Source organism: Nocardia yunnanensis (assembly GCF_003626895.1).
Classification (GTDB): domain Bacteria; phylum Actinomycetota; class Actinomycetes; order Mycobacteriales; family Mycobacteriaceae; genus Nocardia; species Nocardia yunnanensis.
In genome coordinates this window covers 3,944,170-3,959,585 of the sequence record NZ_CP032568.1, presented here as the reverse complement: position 1 = coordinate 3,959,585, position 15,416 = coordinate 3,944,170, and the positions used below count along the sequence as shown (strand labels likewise).

General features: G+C 67.0%; 17 protein-coding genes and 1 pseudogene. 10 read left to right on the top strand and 8 right to left on the bottom strand.

The features are described from left to right. Positions 1 to 76: 76 nt before the first annotated feature. Positions 77 to 199, top strand: coding sequence for a hypothetical protein (locus D7D52_RS39895; protein ID WP_281279211.1), 123 nt, complete (start codon positions 77 to 79; stop codon positions 197 to 199). Further along, positions 196 to 447 (top strand): hypothetical protein, encoded by a 252-nt coding sequence (locus D7D52_RS18525; RefSeq protein ID WP_120738102.1) that lies wholly within the window; start codon positions 196 to 198, stop codon positions 445 to 447. The genes D7D52_RS39895 and D7D52_RS18525 overlap by 4 nt, the downstream gene beginning before the upstream one ends. A 397-nt stretch (positions 448 to 844) precedes the next feature. On the opposite strand, the gene D7D52_RS18520 is transcribed toward D7D52_RS18525, so the two are convergent. Next, positions 845 to 1,489, bottom strand: a complete 645-nt coding sequence (locus D7D52_RS18520; RefSeq protein WP_120738100.1) for a DUF3043 domain-containing protein — start codon at positions 1,487 to 1,489, stop codon at positions 845 to 847. 328 nt (positions 1,490 to 1,817) lie between these two features. Between D7D52_RS18520 and D7D52_RS18515 the strand changes: the two genes are divergently transcribed. The 3 genes from D7D52_RS18515 to D7D52_RS18505 all read left to right on the top strand — a co-directional run bounded on the left by D7D52_RS18515 (position 1,818) and on the right by D7D52_RS18505 (position 4,410). Continuing rightward, positions 1,818 to 2,168, top strand: coding sequence for a HesB/IscA family protein (locus D7D52_RS18515; RefSeq protein ID WP_040815950.1), 351 nt, complete (start codon positions 1,818 to 1,820; stop codon positions 2,166 to 2,168). A 446-nt stretch (positions 2,169 to 2,614) separates the two neighbouring features. After that, positions 2,615 to 3,586: a carbohydrate kinase family protein gene (locus tag D7D52_RS18510; RefSeq protein WP_120738097.1), complete on the top strand. Its 972-nt coding sequence runs from the start codon at positions 2,615 to 2,617 to the stop codon at positions 3,584 to 3,586. A 110-nt stretch (positions 3,587 to 3,696) separates the two neighbouring features. Continuing rightward, complete coding sequence (locus D7D52_RS18505; RefSeq protein WP_120744235.1) at positions 3,697 to 4,410, top strand: MBL fold metallo-hydrolase; 714 nt, start codon at positions 3,697 to 3,699, stop codon at positions 4,408 to 4,410. A gap of 74 nt (positions 4,411 to 4,484) precedes the next feature. On the opposite strand, the gene D7D52_RS18500 is transcribed toward D7D52_RS18505, so the two are convergent. After that, complete coding sequence (locus tag D7D52_RS18500) at positions 4,485 to 5,585, bottom strand: branched-chain amino acid aminotransferase (RefSeq protein WP_120738095.1); 1,101 nt, start codon at positions 5,583 to 5,585, stop codon at positions 4,485 to 4,487. 103 nt (positions 5,586 to 5,688) lie between these two features. Between D7D52_RS18500 and D7D52_RS18495 the strand changes: the two genes are divergently transcribed. Then, on the top strand, positions 5,689 to 6,525 hold the full coding sequence (locus tag D7D52_RS18495) for a DUF8017 domain-containing protein (RefSeq protein WP_120738093.1): 837 nt from the start codon (positions 5,689 to 5,691) through the stop codon (positions 6,523 to 6,525). Between the two features lie 33 nt (positions 6,526 to 6,558). Here the strand turns inward: D7D52_RS18495 and gcvT are convergent, their stop codons facing one another. From gcvT to D7D52_RS37845, 4 genes are all read right to left on the bottom strand, one after another. After that, the gene (gene gcvT, locus D7D52_RS18490; RefSeq protein ID WP_120738091.1) at positions 6,559 to 7,659 is read right to left on the bottom strand and encodes a glycine cleavage system aminomethyltransferase GcvT; all 1,101 of its coding nucleotides are present in this window, start codon (positions 7,657 to 7,659) and stop codon (positions 6,559 to 6,561) included. 23 nt (positions 7,660 to 7,682) lie between these two features. Further along, positions 7,683 to 8,690 (bottom strand): alpha/beta hydrolase, encoded by a 1,008-nt coding sequence (locus D7D52_RS18485; protein ID WP_120738089.1) that lies wholly within the window; start codon positions 8,688 to 8,690, stop codon positions 7,683 to 7,685. A gap of 97 nt (positions 8,691 to 8,787) precedes the next feature. After that, positions 8,788 to 10,281: an exonuclease domain-containing protein gene (locus D7D52_RS18480; RefSeq protein ID WP_120738087.1), complete on the bottom strand. Its 1,494-nt coding sequence runs from the start codon at positions 10,279 to 10,281 to the stop codon at positions 8,788 to 8,790. 2 nt (positions 10,282 to 10,283) lie between these two features. Then, positions 10,284 to 10,826 (bottom strand): hypothetical protein, encoded by a 543-nt coding sequence (locus D7D52_RS37845; RefSeq protein ID WP_162958398.1) that lies wholly within the window; start codon positions 10,824 to 10,826, stop codon positions 10,284 to 10,286. A gap of 394 nt (positions 10,827 to 11,220) precedes the next feature. Here D7D52_RS37845 and D7D52_RS18465 point away from each other — a divergent pair, with 394 nt between their 5' ends. The 4 genes from D7D52_RS18465 to D7D52_RS18450 all read left to right on the top strand — a co-directional run bounded on the left by D7D52_RS18465 (position 11,221) and on the right by D7D52_RS18450 (position 14,050). Continuing rightward, positions 11,221 to 11,445 (top strand): DUF3311 domain-containing protein, encoded by a 225-nt coding sequence (locus D7D52_RS18465; RefSeq protein WP_222932849.1) that lies wholly within the window; start codon positions 11,221 to 11,223, stop codon positions 11,443 to 11,445. Next, positions 11,442 to 12,929 (top strand): sodium:solute symporter family protein, encoded by a 1,488-nt coding sequence (locus D7D52_RS39235; RefSeq protein ID WP_246023933.1) that lies wholly within the window; start codon positions 11,442 to 11,444, stop codon positions 12,927 to 12,929. The genes D7D52_RS18465 and D7D52_RS39235 overlap by 4 nt, the downstream gene beginning before the upstream one ends. Positions 12,930 to 12,973: 44 nt before the next feature. Then, entirely contained in the window at positions 12,974 to 13,429 is a 456-nt protein-coding gene (gene rnhA, locus D7D52_RS39230) for a ribonuclease HI (RefSeq protein ID WP_120738083.1), read from the top strand. 147 nt (positions 13,430 to 13,576) lie between these two features. Next, positions 13,577 to 14,050: a YbaB/EbfC family nucleoid-associated protein gene (locus D7D52_RS18450; protein WP_120738081.1), complete on the top strand. Its 474-nt coding sequence runs from the start codon at positions 13,577 to 13,579 to the stop codon at positions 14,048 to 14,050. Positions 14,051 to 14,076: 26 nt separating this feature from the next. Here the strand turns inward: D7D52_RS18450 and D7D52_RS18445 are convergent. Together D7D52_RS18445 and D7D52_RS18440 are read right to left on the bottom strand one after the other, a co-directional pair. Next, positions 14,077 to 14,487, bottom strand: a pseudogene (locus D7D52_RS18445) (DUF3558 family protein); the annotation flags it as partial. A 40-nt stretch (positions 14,488 to 14,527) separates the two neighbouring features. Then, entirely contained in the window at positions 14,528 to 15,358 is an 831-nt protein-coding gene (locus D7D52_RS18440; RefSeq protein ID WP_425464644.1) for a transposase family protein, read from the bottom strand. Between the last annotated feature and the right edge of the window lie 58 nt (positions 15,359 to 15,416).

Below are 15,416 nucleotides of genomic sequence, written 5' to 3'. Positions count from 1 at the left end.
CATCTGGCCGAATATTTGCGAACTATGTCAGAACTGCCACTGTTGGCGGTATGTTCTCTATAGAAAACTTACTGCCATGCACGCACTGTCCGCAATCGTCGCAGCCGGAACCGCCATGACGGCGCTCGGCACCCTGACCCTCGGCTTCATGGCCGGGGACACCACAGATCCCATCGATGAGGGCGAGGCCCACGCATGACCACCATCACCTCCGGACACGGCGCCCTCCACACCGCGACCGGCACCTCCGAAGCAGCCACCATGTTCCAACGCGTCACCGCCCGGCTCACCCGAGTCACCGCCATGTTCGCCGCCGCCGGCCGGGCCGTCCCCTTCCACCGCGCCGACAACTGGGGCCTCGCGGGCTCCCGCGACATCATCGATCGCGACCGCGACCGCCTGGCCCTGGAGCTCCGCGCCATGTCCACGTACCGCGAACACATGTGATGCGCCGCCCGCGGCAACACACGCCGCGGCAGCTCACTCGCTCCCGCACCGAGAGCTCGCCGCGACGCCGCGAGCTCGTCGCAGCACCGGAAGCTGGTCACAGCACCGAGAGCTCGTCACAGGACAATGCCGTCATCCCGCGCCGCTCGCGGGATGACGGCAGATTCTCGCGAGATCACGGCATTTGGTCGAATCATTGGCCGAGGCAGCGGATTCCAGCCACCGACAGCGGCAGACTCCGCAATCGATGCCAGCAGACTCAGCCAGCGGCAGCAGCAGCTTGCAGCCGATGACGGCAGCAGAGTCCGACCGCGACCGGCTGCAGCAGACTCCAGCCGATGACGGCAGCGGGTTCCAGCCGCTGCCGGCGGCGCAGGAATGCAGCTGGGGCGAGCGGCTAGACGGCGTCGCCCGCGCTGACTCGCGGCTTGGGCGCACGCATCCGTCGCACCTGCGAGGCGCGCACGAACGCGTACCAGCCCAGCGAGAACGAGGAATCGGTGGTGTCCGGGTAGCGCTCCCGGACCCGCTTGTTCACCATGCGACCCAGCACCACGCCCTCGATGATCATGAACAGCATCATCACCAGCATGGCCAGCGTGACGATCGCCTGCAGCGCGGGCGTGAGGATCATGCTCACGATCAGCAGCAACGCCAGCGGCATGAACAACCCGAGCAGGTTGCGCCGCGCGTCCACGATGTCGCGCACGTATCCCTTGACCGGTCCTTTGTCGCGCGGCAGCAGGTACTGCTCCTCACCGGCGAGCATGCGGGCCCGCCGATCCTGCGCGCTGGCCCGACGCTCGGCCGAATCCGCCTTGCGATCCGCCTTGGTCCCGCGCAGCGCCTTACGGCGGGCCCGCGCCTCCTTGGCGGTCTTCGGCGCGGGCGCGACCGGACCGCGCCTGCGGCCCTGGGCCTCGCGGCGGCTGGGAGTGGGTCGCCCCTTCCCGAGGGTGACGGTCTTGTCCGCCACCGCAGTGTCGGTATCGACGCTGACGTTGTCAGAGGGGCTGGACTCGCCACGGCGCAGGAACTTCACGCCGACCAGGCTAACAATCCCGCCTCCCCGGAGCTTCAGCGCCTGGCCGAGAGCCGTTTGCCGTCCCGCATGCGAACCCCGCGATCGGAGCCAACCCGATTCTGAACGTACCCGGGGAGCCACCCTCGCCGCACCACCTCGATTGCCACGTCCGGCACGCCTCGAGGCTATTTTCCAGCGACCGCGCAGCCTCACCGTTCGCACGAATGCGTGCCGCGTAGGATGGGGAATAGTCTCCCGGGCGGGGGTGTTGACAGGCATCGAGCCCGGCCCGGGGAGGCGGAGGCCATGCCTTCACGGGTTGAAAACAGGTCCCTTAGGAGAGTTCATGACTGTTGAGAACGAGACCACCACTCACGGTGCGACTCTGACCGAAGCCGCCGCCCTCAAGGCCAAGGCGCTGCTGGATCAGGAAGGCCGCGACGACCTCGCCCTTCGCATCGCTGTCCAGCCCGGTGGTTGCGCGGGCCTCCGCTACCAGCTCTTCTTCGACGACCGCACCCTCGACGGCGACCTGGTCGTAGAGTTCAACGGCGTCAAGCTCGCGGTCGACCGCATGAGCGCCCCCTACATCCAGGGCGCCTCCATCGACTTCGTCGACACCATCGAGAAGCAGGGTTTCACCATCGACAACCCCAACGCCACCGGCTCCTGCGCCTGCGGCGACAGCTTCAACTAACCCACCCCACCCAGCGCGGAACATCCCAGATGTTCCGCGCTGCCGTGCGTCCAACCACCTCCTAACCCTGAACTCTCGAGGACTGCAGCGACCGAACCTCGACCCTTAAAAGGTCCGGCCCTGCTACCTGGACGCTGGTGATCCGGTGGCCGCTACCCGGCTTCTGGGGGTCCGCGGCTCGCCCGGCCTCTCAGGGTTTCGGGACTGGCCCGGGTGTTCCGGGGTTTGGGGCCTGCCCCAGGTCTCGGGGGTCCGGGGGCCTGCCCCGAAATCTCGAGGGGGTTCGGGGGCGAAGCCCCTGAGAGCCCCCGAGAGTTGGGTTAATCCGTGCTGGACGGTGTTATTTTCTTTAGTGCGAGCCCTTTTCGGCTCGCCGCCCCCTCCCGCCCCGCGTTCGCGTCCCGCACTGGGTGTGCGCAGCGCTCGTCACCTAAGGATCGAACTCCGTGACCATCGCCGTGTCCGCGTCCATCGCGACCGACCACCTCATGCGCTTCCCGGGCAAATTCTCCGATGTGCTGCTCGCCGACCAGCTGCATCACGTCTCGCTCAGCTTCCTCGTCGACGATCTGGTGATCCGCAAGGGCGGCGTCGCGGGCAATATCAGCTACGCCATGGGTGTGCTCGGCCGCAACCCCCTGCTGGTGGGCGCGGTCGGCCAGGACTGGGGCGACTACCGGAAGTGGTTGGAGGACAACGGCGTCGACTGCTCCGCCGTCCGCGTCTCCACCGACCTCCACACCGCCCGTTTCGTCTGCACCACCGACGAGACGATGGCGCAGATCGCCTCCTTCTACCCCGGCGCCATGGCCGAGGCCCGCGACATCGACATCACCCAACTCGGCCGCGACCTGGATCTGGTCCTGATCGGCGCCGACGACCCCGAAGCGATGCTGCGCCACACCGACCAGTGCCGCACCGCCGGCATCCCCTTCGCCGCCGACCCCTCCCAGCAGCTGGCCTTCGTCGACGGCGACACCATCCTGAAGCTCATCGACGGCGCCGACTACCTGTTCTCCAACGAGTACGAGTGGGGCATTCTGCTGCAGAAGACCGGCCTGTCCGAGGCGGAAATCGGTGAGCGCGTCGGCATTCGCGTCACCACCCTCGGCTCGAAGGGCGCCAAGATCGTCGACCGCGACGGCACCGAACTCCTCGTGGACGTGGTCCCCGACATCGCCAAACTCGACCCGACCGGCGTCGGCGACGGCTTCCGCGCCGGCTTCCTCACCGGCCAAGCCGCCGGCCTCTCCCTCGAGCGCTCCGCCCAACTCGGCTCCCTGGTAGCCGTCCTCGTCCTGGAAACCGTTGGCCCCCAAGACTGGACCCTCGACCACGACACCGCCATGAAGCGCCTCCGCGACGCCTACGGCCCCGAAGCCGCCGCCGAAATCGAACCCATCCTCACCCACCCCTGACGTCGACTGGCACACCAGCGCGGGATTTCGCCCGATTTCCCGCGCTGGTGTGCCACTCGATGAGGCTGCCGGTTGCAGTGGAATACATCGCGCGCAATACGCTGGAGTACATGGCCTCCGACCGTTTGTACTTTCGCCAGTTGCTGTCCGGCCGCGACTGGGCCGCGGGTGATCCGATCGCCACGCAGATGCGCAACTTCGCCTACCTGATCGGGGACCGCGACAGCGGCGAGTGCGTGGTGGTCGATCCCGCGTACGAGGCCGGGCAGCTGGTCGACATCGCCGAGGGCGACGGGATGCGGCTGACGGGAGTGCTTGCCACGCATCACCATCCCGACCATGTGGGCGGCACGATGATGGGCTTCACGCTGCGCGGCGTGAAAGAGCTGCTCGAGAAGACCGATGTGGCGGTGCACGTCAACAACGAGGAGCTGCCGTGGGTCGCGAACGTCACCGGCATCGCGCCCAGTGAGCTGACCGGCCACGCGCACGGCGACAAGGTCGCGGTCGGCGGCTTCGAGATCGAGCTGCTGCACACCCCCGGTCACACGCCCGGCAGCCAGTGCTTCCTGTTCGAGGATCGCCTCATCGCCGGCGACACCCTCTTCGTCGACGGCTGCGGCCGAACCGATTTCCCCGGCGGCGACTCCGACACCATGTTCCGCAGCCTGCGCTACCTGGCCGAACTGAAGTCGAATCCGACTGTCTACCCGGGCCATTGGTACTCGGAGGAGCCCAGCGCGACGCTGACCCACATCAAGGAGCACAACTACGTCATGCGCCCGCAGACACTCGAGCAGTGGCACATGTTCATGCCGAGCTGATCCGCTGGTAGTCGTGACGCGAAGCGCCCGCCCCGAAACCGCTTCGGAGCGGGCGCATTTCGTGGAACGGCCGGTCAGACCAGGGTGCGCAGCCAGCCGTGCTGGTCGGCGAAGGTGCCGCGCTGAATGCCGGTGAGGGTGTCGCGCAAGGCCATGGTGACCTCGCCGGGTTCCCCGTCGCCGATGACGAATTCGCCCTCGGCGGAGCGCACCGAGCCGACCGGAATCACGACGGCGGCGGTGCCGCAGCCGAAAACCTCGGTGATGTCACCGGTTTCGACGCCCTTGCGCCATTCCTCGACCGAGATCTTGCGCTCCTCGACCTTGTACCCGGAGTCGGCGGCGAGGGTGATCAGCGAGTCGCGGGTGATGCCCGGTAGCAACGAACCGGACAGCTCCGGAGTCACCAGCCGCGCGTCCGAGCCGCTGCCGAAGACGAAGAACAGATTGTTGGTGCCCATCTCCTCGACGTAGCGATGCTCGCACGCGTCCAGCCAGACGACCTGATCGCAGCCCTTCTCGGCGGCCTGCTGCTGAGCCAGCAGCGACGCCGCGTAGTTGCCGGCGACCTTGGCCTCACCGGTGCCGCCGGGCGCGGCGCGCACGAACTCGGTGGACAGCCACACCTTGACCGGCTTGAGCCCGCGCGGGAAATACGCGCCCGCGGGCCCGCCGAGCAGCAGGTACTTGTAGGCCGCGGCGGGCTTCACGCCCAGCCCGACCTCGGTGGAGAACATGAACGGGCGCAGGTAGAGCGCATCCTCACCGCCGGCGGCCGGCACCCAGTCGGCGTCGACCTCGAGCAGCTGGCGAATCGATTCGATGAACAGCTCGTCGGGTAGCTGAGCCATTGCCATACGCGCCGCGGACCGGCGGAACCGCGCGGCATTGGCGTCCACGCGGAAGGTGGCGATGCTGCCGTCGGCCTGGCGGTACGCCTTGAGGCCCTCGAAGATGGCCTGACCGTAGTGGAACACCATGGTCGCCGGGTCCATGGCCAGCGGCGCGTAGGGCTCGACCCGGCCATTGGTCCACTGCCCGTCGACATAATCCAGCGACACCATGTGATCGGTGAAGAAGCGCCCGAACCCGGGCTCCGCGAGAATCTCCTGCCGCCGCTGCGCCGGAACGGGCGCGGGATGCGGGACACGGGTGAACTGCGCGGCAAGTGTCATGACCTGGAGTCTAATTCGCCGCCCTCGACACGCCGGTGCGGGATCCCCCTCGGCTGCGGTCCGGTAACCGGCCGTCGTCCACCCCCCTGGATAGGGTGACGGTGTGTATCCGGAATATCCCGTCGCGAAGCCGCCCCGTTCGAACCGGCCGCTGGTGTTCACGCTGATCGCGGTGAGTGTGCTCGGCCTGGTCGCCATCCTGGTGGTCGCGGCGATGGTGCCCGGTCACACCGTGACCGGAACCGCGCTGCCCGCAGACCAATACGGGTTCCAGGACACCGGAACCACCAAACCGCTGCCGACCACCACGACGACGGTCGCTCCGAAATCGGATATCGCCGCCCTCACCCCGGGCTGGCAGACCGCGTACTCCATCTCCCGCAACGCGGTCTACGACGTTCCCTCGGACTGGACGGTCCCGACCCCGACCACCATCATCGGCTTCGAAAGCGGCAGCGACCGCGTGGTCATGAGCGGCGCGGCGGAGCTATCCCCGAAGTCCTGCGACGGTCAGCACTCGAAGGCCATGACCGGCGTCACCGGATCCAAACTCGGCGATATCGCCGCGGCCGCCAAGGACGTGGCCACCAACTGGGCAATCGTAGCGGGCAAGAACGACGACCGCCCGAACTCCACATACACCCTGGGCGACGTCGAAACCCTCACTGTCCAGGGCAAACCCGCCGCGCACGTAACCGCGACCCTGGCCAATCCGGGGCCCAACGACTGCTCGCACCCGGCGACGACCGTCGTGCACGCGCTGGCGGTGGCAGGAAACAGCGGGCAGTCCGTCGTCATGGTCGTGTACGCGGATCAGGGCGTGGACGGTGTCGCCGCCGACGCGACGCTGCGCCAGATGTACACGAGCCTGCGGCCGGCCGGCCTCGCCGCTTCGGCATGCAAGCAGGACAATCCGGTCGTCGGCACCTGGTGCGGCTAGTCGTTCGGCAGGGATGGCGGGTGGTTCGCGTTTTCAGGCGGTGCGGGTTTCGACGAACGGCGGGCGAACGACCTCGCAGCGCAACCGGCGTCCACGCACGTCGACTTCGACCTCGTCGCCGGGCTCGATGCCCGCGGCGGTGTCGAGCAGCGCCAGCGCGATGCCGACCTTGAGGCTGGGCGAGAACGTGCCCGAGGTGGTCTCCCCGACCTGAGCGTCACCCCGCATCACCGTCTGCCCCTGCCGTAGCACGCCCTTGTCGATAGCCTTGAGCCCCAACAGAATCCGGCGCGGCCCCGCCGCCTTCTCGGCCTCCAGCGCCGACTTCCCCCAGAACTGCGGCTTTTTCCAGCCCACCGCCCACCCGGTGCGCGCCTGCAACGGCGAAATCTCCAGCGACAGTTCATGTCCGTGCAGCGGGTAACCCATCTCGGTGCGCAGCGTGTCGCGCGCCCCGAGCCCGGCGGCCTGTCCCCCGGCGGCCTGCACCTCGTTCACCAGCGCCCGGAACACCGCCTCGGCGTCCTCCCAGCGGGGCAGCAGTTCGTAGCCGTGCTCGCCGGTGTATCCGGTGCGGCACACGCGAATCGGCCGCCCATCCCATTCGGCGTCCGCGTACGCCATGTACTCCATGTCGGTGGGCAGCCCCAGCTTCGCCAGCACCTCGGCCGACCGCGGACCCTGGACGGCGAACACCGCGTATCCGCGATGCTCGTCGGTGACGGTGACGCCCTCCGGCGCGACCTTCTGCAACTCGGCCACGACGGTGGCGGTATTGGCGGCGTTCGGCACCAGGAAGATCTCGTCGTCGCTCACGTAGTAGGCGATGAGGTCGTCGATGACCCCGCCCTCGGGCGTGCAGCACAGCGTGTACTGCGCCTTGCCGGGCCGAATCCGGTTCAGGTCGTTGGTGAGCGCCGAGTTCACGAACTCCGCCGCCCCCGCCCCCTTGACCGTCGCCTTCCCGAGGTGGCTGACGTCGAACAGTCCGACCGTGGTCCGCACGGCGGTGTGCTCGCCGACCGTCCCCGCGTACGAAACCGGCATCTCCCACCCCCCGAACGGGGCGAAGGTGGCCCCCAACTCAACGTGCACAGCGTGGATGGGTCCCTGCAGCAGTTTCTCGTCGGTCACCCGATGCAGCTTATCGGGGGCGGCTACCGCCCGAGGCGCTGGGCGATGCCGGGCCAGGCGGCGTGCAGGTCTTGTTGCCAGGAGGGCCAGTTGTGGCCGCCGCCGGGGAGGTAGGCGAAGGTGGCGGGAAGGTCGAGGGCCTCGGTGGCGGATTGCAGGGTGCGGGTGCAGGTTTCGACGGTGGATTCCAGGGCGGTGCTGGAGGCGCCGATGCGCCCGCCACCCGCCGCGGCGGAGTCGGCGTCGGTGCCGGCGGCGATGTAGAGGTCGGTGCCGCGGAGTTTTTCGAGGTTGGCGGGGGTGGAGGGGTCGTTGGCGGCCCAGGCGGGGGCATCGTCCGGACCCCAGATGTTCCAGGGGTTGCCGCCGCCGGAGAGGACCACGGCCTGGAGGTAGCGGCGGCCAGGATCGGTGCTGGTCTGCGCGCAACCGCTGAACGAGCCGACACCCTGGTAGAGGCCGGGCGCGGATTCGGCGAGGGCCAGCGCGGAAGTCGCCGACATCGATACGCCGACAATGGCATTGCGGCCGGACGCGTCGAGGGCGGCGTTCATGAGGGGCGGGAGTTCCTGCGTGAGGAAGGTGGTCCACTTGTTGCGGCCGAGCATGGGGTCGTCGGACTGCCAGTCGGTGTAGTAGGTGTAGCGGCCGTCCAGGACGTTCACCACGTTCACGTTCTGATCCGCCAGGAAGTCGACAACATCGGTCTTGGTCTCCCAGGAGACTTCGTTGCCGCCCTGGTCGAGGCCGTCCTCAGCGCCGTTGAGCAGATAGAGGGTCGGACGAGGCGCGGAGTTGTCCGCCGCACGAATCACGGAGATCTGCACGATCCGATTCATGGCCGCCGAGTACACCGACACGGTCGAGCGCCGATCATCGCGCTGAACCACATGGTCGATATGCGAGCCATCCGCCGCCACCGCGGCGGCATCCAGCGGTTCCACCGCCGACGCGACCCCCGTCCCCGATACCGCCGCAACCAGGGCGATTCCCACCGCCACAATCCGGCGCCGGCCGCGTCCACTCGTCATATCCGCCTCAAACTCGTCGATCGAACCCCCTCGTCCTCTGTACCGACCCGATCATGAACCCGCAATAAAGCACTGATCACACAGCCATCTCACCCGGCTACCCCCGGTCTCCGAGGCTGGCGAGGAACGCGACTTCATCCATGACCTCGATCCGCTGCCCACGCTCCCGCAACTCGACGACCCGCTTCGCCTTGGTGGTCACGAACGCGGCCGGGTCCGCGCCCCTGAATCCATCCCCGATCACCAACCGAGTCGTCTTCCTGGTGACATTCCGCGCCGGCTGAGCCCCGCACGCCGCAATCGCATCCCAAGCCTCCTGCCGCGTCATCCCCGCGAGATCCCCAGTGAACACGATGATTTCACCGAACAACGGATGCGACGGATCGGTCCCGGTGACCTCAGGAACCACCAATTCCTCACGCCCAAACCAGGATCGACGCCGGTTAGGCTCGCCGTGCGCTTCGGCAGTTGCGTCGAGCCGCCGGGGTCCGGCAGAGGCGGCGTTCGAAGCCTCGTCGAGTTGCGGAGGTTGGCCAGACCCGGCACCCGAAGCCGCGCCAGGCTGCCACTGCACAGCGCGCCTGGTCCGAGCTCTCGCACCCCCTCCTTTGGGTTCGGCGTCTGCGGCTCGCCGCGCGCCATATCCAGGCGCACTCCCCCAACCGGGCAACGGGGTGGGGTTCCCGGTCCGAGATCTCGCACCCCCTCCCCCAGAGTTGGCTTCCGCAGCTTGCCGCGTGCCATATTCCGACGCACTTCCCGAACCTGGCAACAGGGTGGGGTTCCCGGCTCGCAGCGGCAGATCGTCCAGGCGTGGCGGGTTCCCGGCTCGCAGCGGCAGGTCGTCCAGGCGTGCCGGGTTCTCGGCCTCCTGTTGCCAGTTCCCGGCGCTCAGCGGCGTCGCGGACTCGCTACCCCACGTCCCGATTCCTTCGCCCGACGACCAGCGTTCCGACCCTCCCCGTCGCGCCTTGGTCGGACTGCCGCCGCTGTCTCGGCCGGGGCGCAGCATCACCCCGGCGGCGCGTGCGGTTCGAGCTGTCGTGGCAGCCATCCGCCCCAGTGCGGCAAGCGAATCGGCGCCGGTCCTGGCTGCGAGGGCCAGGACGATCTCCGCGGCCGCAGCTGCATCGGCCCCGGCGTCGTGGTGATTGGTGAAGTCGATGCCGAGGGCTTCGGCGACGTTGGGCAGCCGGTAGCTGTCGAGGTCCAGGTGCCGCCGAGCCAGCGCCAGACTGCAACTGAAATCCCACGCGGGCGCGTGAATTCCACTGCGCACACAGGCTTCTCGTACGGCGCCGCTGTCGAACCCAGCGTTGTGCGCGACGACCGGCAGTCCGCCGACAAGCTCGGCGATCGTCGGCCACCGTTCCGCAAAGGCAGGCTGCCCGGCCACCATGGCCGCCGAAATCCCGTGCACCCGAATGTTGTGCCAGGCGAAGAACTCCAGCCCCTCCGGCGGCCGGCACAACCACGACTCACTGGCCACCCGTTCCCCGCCGCGCACGACAGTGACCCCGACCGCACAGATACTGCCTCGCGCGGAATTAGCGGTCTCGACATCGATGGCGGCGAACGACAGTCCCGCCATACTCACCGCACCGCGAGCGGCACCGGCCGCACATGAGGTCCTCCGAGCTCGGTCAGAAAAGCACGCGCAACCCGTAGCGACTCGAACGAGGCCCACGCATCCGCGAGATCCGCCAGACCCCGCGCCAACGTGAGCACCGGGCGAATGTGATCGTCAACCACGTCGACCTGGTGCTGTGTCAGCGAAACGTCTTTCGGATCCACAATGTCCGGCCACTGCGGCCGGATCAACTTGCCGCCCGTAGCCGCCTGATGTTCGGTGAACCGAGCATCCGCCAATTCGATTGCAGCACGAACGTTCTCGACCGTCCCCTCGACGTCAACCACCTCCGCCCCGGCATCGACCCGAACCCCCTCATCAGCCCCCACGACCGCATACCCCCGCGTCAGACTCTCGATCTCCGCCCCACGCCCCTCCTCCACCACCCAAGCGCCCGATAGCCGCGACAGCCCCAGCCCCACCCCCACATTCACATGCCAAATAACCACGCGCTCCCCCGCCGCGCCGAGCACCGCGAGTGTCTGAAGGTCGAACAAGCCAGCCATGTACGCTCCACGATCATTGCGGACAGTTCCCGGGCTACGTTAAAGCATCCCTCCGACAACCCCACCCCAACCCCGCCCCGAATCCCCCACTGACCCAAACAATTCCGACCGCCCGGATCGAACCCCGCTCGCGGTCGAGTTCAAGCACACACCCCGCTTGCCCTCCCAACGTTGGGTTCAAGCACGCACCTCGACTGCCCGCTCACTGTCGGTGTCAAGCGCACCTCGGACCGGCTGGTCGAAATGGGCTGTCGCGCCATCCCTGTGTCCTCCGCGCTGCCGTGGAATAGTTCGCCATGACAGCGATCCGCGACTACCCGGAGGACCTGTGTCGAACTCGGAATCCCCGCTGCCCGCAGCCGTGACACTTCGACAGCGGGGGCCGGCACTCCTATTGCTGATCGCGCCGGGTCTGCTCTACTGCCTCGCGCCAGCGGTCGCGAACCGGGTCGAGCCGCGTCTTCTCGGGATCCCTTTCCTGGTCGCCTATCTGATCATTGTCACGATCCTCACCGGCCCGGTGATTTGGCTGGCCGCCCGATTGGACCCCGCATATCGTTCGGGCGCAGCCGAATTCGTCCCGGCCGATGCGGGCGACGAAGGCGAGATTCAGCGATGACCGGGCATGCCGCCGTCGCGGTCTCGCTGTTCGCGGTCGCCATGGTCGCTACCGTGGCCATCGGCGTGCTGTCCGCGCGCGGTCGCGTTCGCTCCATGTCCGAATGGTCGATCACCGAGCGCGGCTTGGGCACCTTGTTCGTGCTGGTGTTGATGGCAGGCGAGAGTTACACCAGCTTCTCGTTTCTCGGCGCGGCCGGCTGGTCGTACCGGTATGGCATTCCGATCTTCTATCTGATCGCTTACCTGAGCACCGGTCTCGCCGTCGCGTATCTGGTGGCTCCGGCGCTGTGGACGTATTGTGCACGCCATCATCTGGTCTCGATCGCGGATATCGCCGAACATCGTTTCCGCTCACGGGCTTTGGGGGTCACGGTCGCGCTGATTTGCACGATCTTCCTGGTGCCCTACGTCCAGTTGCAGATCCAGGGCATGGGCGTGGTCGTCAACGCCATGTCCTACGGCGCGATCAATCTGAAGACAGCCGCGGTCATCTCGTTCGTCGTCGCCGAAACCTTCATCCTGACGTCCGGTCTGCGCGGCTCGGCCTGGGTCAGCGTGCTGAAGGACAGCCTCGCGGTCCTGGCGATCGCCATCCTGGCCCTCTACATCCCCTGGCACTACTTCGACGGCCCGTCGGACCTCCTCGATCGTCTCGTCGCCGACAAACCTCAGTGGCTGACCTTCCCCGGTGCCGGCGGCGGCACCTTCGGCGCGTCCTGGTTCGTCTCCACGATCGTCCTCAACGCGATCACCATCTGCGTCTTCCCCACCACCGTGGCGGGATACCTCTCCGCCAAGTCCCCAAATGCCCTGCGCCGCAATTCGATCCTGCTGCCGTGGTACCAGGTCCTGCTCCTCATCCCGATCATGATCGGTGCGGCCGCCCTCTTCGCGGCACCCGGGCTGAAAAACCCCGATCTGGCATTGTTCACTCTCGTCACCGAATCCCTCCCCTCCCCCGTCGTCGCCTTGATCGGCATCGCCGGCGCACTGTCCGCGATCGTTCCCATGAGCGTCTTCCTCATAGCCATCGGAACCCTGTGCGGCCGAACCATTCTCGGCGGCGGCCTACACGGCGGCGCGGCCGCGGACTCCCGGCAGCGCCGCGGCTCCCAGCTCATCGGGCTCCTGGTGGGCGCAATCGCCTTGGGCGGAGCCGTCTTCTATCCGAAACTCCTGGTCAACCTGTCTGTGCTGTCCTACGAGGGCATCGCCCAGCTCGTTCCCGCGGTCTTGCTGGGTCTGTACTGGCGCAAGCTGACCGCGCTCGGCGTCGGCATGGGACTCGTGACCGGCGGTGCCGTCGTCCTTCTACTCCACGCCACCGGTCACGACCCGCTGCTCGGCGTGAACGGCGGTCTTTTCGCCCTGGCCGCCAATCTCCTCGTTGCCGTTGCCTTCTCGACTGTCACTCCGAAACAGCCTGGCCGAGGGTCTTCCCAGTACAGGGAAGTCCGTGCGAGCGAGATCGACCACAAGTGAGATCTAATGTCGTCGACCCAGAACCGGGAGGAAGGCAGACCAACGTGGAAGTAGAGATCTACACCGACGGCGCGTGCAGCCCGAACCCAGGCCCCGGCGGCTGGGGCGCCATCCTCCGCTACGGCAGCCACGAACGCGAACTATGCGGCGGAGACCCCGGCCCCACCACCAACAACCGCATGGAGCTGACCGCCCCGATCGAGGCCCTGGAAAGACTCACCCGCCCCTCGCGGGTGCGAGTCTTCACCGACAGCACCTACGTACGCAACGGCATCACATCCTGGGTCCCGAAATGGAAAGCCAACGGCTGGCTCACCCAAAGCCGAGAACCGGTCAAGAACGTCGACCTCTGGCAGCGAATCCACGCCGCGTGCACGCCACACACGGTTGAATGGGAGTGGGTCAAGGGCCACGCCGGCCACCCCGAAAACGAACGCGCCGACCGCCTCGCCGTCCAGGGCATGACCGAAGTACGCGACGCCAAAAGCCCTGTCGAATAGGGCATTCCGGGCTCCCATACCGGACATACGGCACGTATGTAGCCGATTGTCGAGCGGCTGTTATGAATTCGGCGTATCCCCCGATGTGCCGGGCACAACGTTCTGCACCTGACATGCCGGTAGTCGCCAACCCGTAGGAGTCCGACTTTGCCAGCCTCGCCAGAGAGTCGTTTCGAAGAGATCGCCCAGAAAGCCCGCAAGGCCCAAGACGCCATCGACAAAATCCGCGGAAGCATCTCCCTGGCAGGCGTCCGCATCGAGGTGAACGCCGAAGGCCGAATCACCGGCCTGGACATGGCAAACCACGAACTCGCCCAAATGATCGTCTTCGCCCACAACCAAGCCCTCGACGCCGCCCTGGAACAGGTAGCCGAACAACGCCGCATCCTGGCCGAGGACACCGCCGTCTCCGCGATCATCCGCCGCCTGATCGCGGAGGTCCCACCGGCCGAACCGCCTGCCCCACGCCTCCGAGAGGTCTCCGCGATCAGAGCAGGCGACGAACCCAACGAAGTACTCCCACGCCCGGAGCCGATCCCCGAACCCTGGGACGACCCCGACTACCAAAACCCCTTCGCCCTCCCCCGCCACATCCAACGCCGCTACGGCATCTGCCCGTGACGGCGGACCGTCGGCGGGAGAACCAGTCAGGCCGCAGCGGGCAAAATCGGTACGACCTTGCCGGCGAAATCGACCAGGTAAGTGCATGGATCTTGAACCGACGACGCGACATCGAAGCGCAGCCCGCCACCTTTGATGTCGACGAGTACAGTGCAACCCTGCCCCACCCTCTCCGACAAAGGACCATCGACTACCGCAGCTCGGCCACCGATCGTGGTCTGCTGCACCGACTTCCCACCGTGAAAATACCGGTAGTACTCGGTCGTCATATTCGTAACCTCGACGATGAGATACTTACTGTCGCCCTGTGACTTCTCCGTCAGACTCCAGTAATCACAACCGTTGGTCTTCACCGCACCTTGATCGGTGTTGTCCGGATTCTGCTGCGGCTTCAAGTTCGACGCCTCCAACACGTCGGCCGGAATGTCACGGCAGGGATCGAATGATGTTGGGACAGTGAGGTGATCTCAGCGACTTTCATTGGTGTCGGCCGTGTTCGAAATGGGTGAGGACGAGTGCGGCTTTGACGATGTCGCCGATTTTCTCGGGGCTGGTGGTGAAGTGGTGCAGGGCGCGCCAGCGTCCGGTGAGCAGGGCGAAGCCGCGTTCGGCCAGGCAGCGCAGCCCGCGTAGCAGAGCGTTCCGGGTGCGGGTGTCGATATCGAGGTCGCGGCCGTCGCTGGGCTGTTTGACCGGGGTGTGCACCCCGATCCCGGCGCCGTCGTATCCGGCGTCGGCGAGGGTCGGCAGATCCAGATGTGCTGCGGCCCAACATAATGCGCCGAGCACGTGGGTGCGGGCGGCGGTGATGTCGTGGGTCGAGCCGGGTTCGGCGTCGGAGATCCACAGCGGGAATCCGTCGGGCGCGGTGAGTGCTTGCAGGTTGGCTCCGGGGGCGTGGGCCTTGCCCGAATACCAGGCGTCGATCGATTCGCCTTTCACGCTGAGGGTCTGCTCGCCACAGCGGTCGGAGCGAAACAGCTTGCCGTCCAGGTTCAGATGCGTCATTCCCTGCTCGTGCGCGTGGTGCAGGACTTCGTGCAGGTCGGGGGCTTGGGCGGCGAGCACGTCGATCGCCTCGCCGTGGTAGCGGTAGGCGGTGGCGCGGCTGATGCCGAACCCGGCACCGAGCACCTCGAGGTCTTCGCGCTTGCGGAACCAGGCCAGCACGAACATCGCCTGCCGAAACGGTGTCAGTGCCCGAGCGCCGCGGCGGGTGCCGCGGGCTCGTCGTTCGGCGGCCAGCAACCGCGAAACATGGCAGACCAGCTCCCGAGACACGTCGAGCATGGCACGATAGGCGATCACGTGGAGTCCTTCAGGCATCGGAATTCTGTGGGAGAAAACCGGTCTACCTGGGACTCCA